Genomic DNA, 3,624 nt, shown 5'->3' with positions numbered 1-3,624 from the left:
TGTGATCAGATATCTCGCCAAGCAGAATCCAGAATCAGCGCAATGAATTTTAAGATGGATGATCTTGGAAAAGAAATAGCTGATCATGAAAGGATTTTTCAACAGGAGCTTGCTAGGCAACAAGCCGAATTTCAACGGGAGATACATACGCTGGGCAGTACCGTTGCGGATTTGGACAACAAATTTACAACCGGACTGGAGGATTTGAGGAGAAATATGAAGGACTCCGTAGATCATCTCCAGCAGGAAATACGCCGGCTGACGGAGGAAAGCAGGCGAAACATGGGCGTTTTGTCCGACCGTGTCGGGAAGCTGGAAAAGGCGCAGGAATATGCCGGGAAGCAGACGCGGCGGTGGCTGGAATATGCCCGGGGACAGTATGAGGCGATAGAGAATATCCCGCAGTTCCAGCGCTTTTTTCCCCATCGCCTGGAGCCCTTTGTCCGGGACATGAAGAATGTGCAGCAGGATGCTGACCAAGGGGCTTTTCAGGCAAGCCTTCCGAAAGCGAGGGAGGTAGCCTTCGGCCTGAGTGATCTGCGTGCAGAGGCGGAGAGTACCATCCGGATGTGGGAGCATTTGCGCGTTCTTGCCCGGGCCTGTACCGAGCAGCTTCTGGATGAGATTGAAAGCAATCGGAAGATTGTCGCTGTGGGGATTGACGGAGAGGAGATCCAGGGAGTCTTTCTGGATACGGATCACTGGACGGAAGAAGGCCTTGCCGGGCTGGAAGCGCAGCTGCGCAGGGAGGCCGAGGATTTTCGTTCCGCCGATTGCCCCTTGGATATGCAGGGCCTTGAGGACTGGCTGACGAAAAGATCGAAGGCGTATCATGATGAGATCGGCGGGCTCTGCCGTAAGGCGCGCCTTGCAGCGCTGCTGTCCCAGATCAGAAGCGAAATGGGGGAGGAGCTTTGCGAGGCTTTCCGCACGCAGGGCTTTGTCCTTGATGGAGCTTCCGAGCCAGTTTTTGAAGAACTGGATGAACGTAAAGCTCTGCTGATGGACTTCGTCAGCCGCGACAGAACGCATATTGCCGTACGTATTGTCCCGGATCCCGAGCATTTTCGGAACTCTCTGGAGATCCATTCCTACGACGCCGAGAAGCTTCCGGAAAGCCAGCTTCGTGCTCGCCAGAAAGATATCAACGCGCTGCTTACCCGCAGCCTGCAACTGGATATCGCTCCTGACCATGAGAAAAAAAATGCGGATCCTGCAGTAAGGCAGGCTTTTCAGGAGGCGCGTTCAAAGCTGGCCCCCCACGGCATGATGCACTGAGGGATGATAGATGGATATCCCTCGTATTGACGGGCAGCTTGAGCCTAAAAAGCTCGGGAACACGCTGGTATTCTATGGCAAAGGCATAACCGACGAGTTCATCGGTTCCGGCTACGTTGCCCAGAATTTCACGACGGCACTGTACGATGCGCTTCGAGCAAAAGGCTACGAGCGCATTATTTTCTACAGTCTGCAGCGGGGTATCTTTTTTTATGACGCCCGCTCGCGCGATTTGAGCCTGCCCTCATCGCCGCGCCGGACGGAAAGTCCGCGCAGGGTCGGCGTCCTGGGGCGACCTCAGTTGCGGCGCGCGGCAGAGGCTCCGCCTGAAGCGGAACGGCCGACGGCTATTTCCGACGAGCGTTCTTTTTCTTTACTCAACACCTTCATGAAGGAATCAAGCCCGCTGACGGCCGTCGTGTTTCTGCATACCGAGGGGGTATTCCAGCATGTTGAGAACAGAAGGATGCTCTACAGCTATGCCAATGAGTGGATGACGCTTGTCGAACCGAACAGGAACCTCTGCTGCTGGGTCTATGCTGCGGACAGTCTGAGCGAAGTGCATACGCACCTGAAAGAGAACTTTCCGGCGCTGCACGCGCGCATTAAACAAGGCCTGTCGACAGATTCGCCGTTTTCTCTATGCCTGTATGTCGGCGCTCCCGATGCCGTGGAAATACGGCGTCTTGTCACGCGAATGCGTCTTCAGGGAGAGCTCAGATATGACTGGAAGGATATCGACAGGCTGACAGAATATTTTGCCGCGAGAAACCTGTTGCTGCGGGACTGGCATTCCCAATTCTTGAATCATGAGATCACCCGGAAGACGGCCGTAGAGAATAAATGGCTGGAGACCGCCCTGAGCGACAAGAGTGCGGTGGAAAGGCTGGATGAGCTTATCGGCCTGAGCGGCGTTAAAGAGATCATAAAGAAATTCGAGCGCCGTGTCCGCGGGGAACAGCAGCTGGGCACGCGCAGTTTTCCGCACCTGCACATGGTTTTTCAGGGGAATCCCGGTACGGGGAAGACTACGGTGGCCCGTCTTCTCGGCGAGATGTACCGGGAGCTGGGGCTTCTGAAGCGGGGCCATGTCCGTGAGGTCGCCAGCCTTGCGGATATCGTGTCCGAGCATGTGGGGGGCACAAGCCCGCGTATGAACCAGGTCGTTGACGAAGCCCTGGACGGCGTCCTTTTCATTGACGAGGCCTATCAGCTGGCAGATGAGGAAAATCCTTTTGCACGCGAGGCCTTGAACACGCTGATGACCAGGATGGAGAACGACTCCCGGCGGCTGGCGGTCGTGCTTGCCGGGTACCCCGATGAGATGCAGCGTCTGTTGAAGGCCAACCCCGGGCTTGAGCGCAGGTTTTCCAGAATTGTTTCCTTTGAGGACTATACGGCGGAAGAGCTTTATTCCATCCTCCGGCAGTTTCTTGAGGCGGCATCCATACCGGAGCTGTCTTCCGACATGGCGGATTGCCTGCGGCAGGTCGCCCGGGGAATGTATGCGGAGCGGGACAGGAATTTCGGAAATGCCGGAGAGATGCGCAATCTTTCCGAACAGCTGTATGAGCAGTGGATGGATCGCTGCATGAGGGACGGGCTGGACCTGCACACTGAGCCTTTAGAACGGGCCGACCTGCCGGAGACGTATCATCACTATGAAGCGACAGGCGCAACGCATCAGGACGGCGGGATGGGCGCCATACTCGACGAGCTCGACGAGATGGTGGGCATGCGGGAGGTCAGGGAGCACATAGAGTCCATGGTGAACCTTATGAAGTTGAACCGCCGCATGGGAAATAGTTCCGAGCAGACTCTGCATCTTGTTTTTTCCGGCAGGCCGGGAACCGGGAAAACGACGGTCGCAAAAAAAATGGGCCGTATCTACCATGCCATGGGATATCTTCCGACGCCGCGGTGCATTGACGCTTCACCGAAGGATATCATCGGCCGCCATGTGGGGGATACGGAAAACAATGCCGAGGAGCTTTTCCAGAAGGCCCTTGGAGGTGTGCTCTTTTTTGATGAAGCGTACCAGTACGCCACACATACGTTCGGGCAGAACTTCATCGACAGCCTTGTCAGGTTCATGGATGCGCACAGGGATTCCCTGGCCGTCGTCATAGCTGGCTATCCTGATAAGATAGATGAATTTCTTGACAGTAACGAGGGGCTTCGCTCCCGGTTTAAAAACAGGATCGAGTTCCCCGACTATACCGCCGGGGAACTGGGGGAGATTGTCGCCCGCATGGCGGCGAAGGAGAAGATCGGCTATACGGAGGAAGTACGGGCCGTGGTTGTGGAGCGTATGCGCCTTGCGGCGACCAGGAAAGACTTCAGCAA

The 3,624-nt window shown here is 55.9% G+C and carries 3 protein-coding genes; 2 read left to right on the top strand and 1 reads right to left on the bottom strand.

Annotation, left to right across the window (positions count from 1 at the left end):
* Window positions 1–480: hypothetical protein (locus K8W16_RS06595; protein ID WP_304122284.1), on the bottom strand; the 480-nt coding region annotated here is incomplete at its 3' end.
* A gap of 87 nt (window positions 481–567) precedes the next feature.
* Here K8W16_RS06595 and K8W16_RS06590 point away from each other — a divergent pair.
* Together K8W16_RS06590 and K8W16_RS06585 are read left to right on the top strand one after the other, a co-directional pair.
* Window positions 568–1,278, top strand: a complete 711-nt coding sequence (locus K8W16_RS06590) for a hypothetical protein (protein ID WP_304122282.1) — start codon at window positions 568–570, stop codon at window positions 1,276–1,278.
* A gap of 10 nt (window positions 1,279–1,288) precedes the next feature.
* A partial coding sequence (locus K8W16_RS06585; RefSeq protein WP_304122280.1) for an AAA family ATPase occupies window positions 1,289–3,624 on the top strand: 2,336 nt, incomplete at its 3' end.

Source organism: Mailhella massiliensis (genome assembly GCF_020741395.1).
Lineage (GTDB): Bacteria > Desulfobacterota > Desulfovibrionia > Desulfovibrionales > Desulfovibrionaceae > Mailhella > Mailhella massiliensis_A.
This window is presented reverse-complemented; position numbering and strand designations above follow the sequence as displayed.

Bases quoted from the DNA above. Each gene is read 5' to 3' on its own strand.
- K8W16_RS06590 (WP_304122282.1), top strand. From the start codon at position 568: ATGTGGGAGCATTTGCGCGTTCTTGCCCGGGCCTGTACCGAGCAGCTT.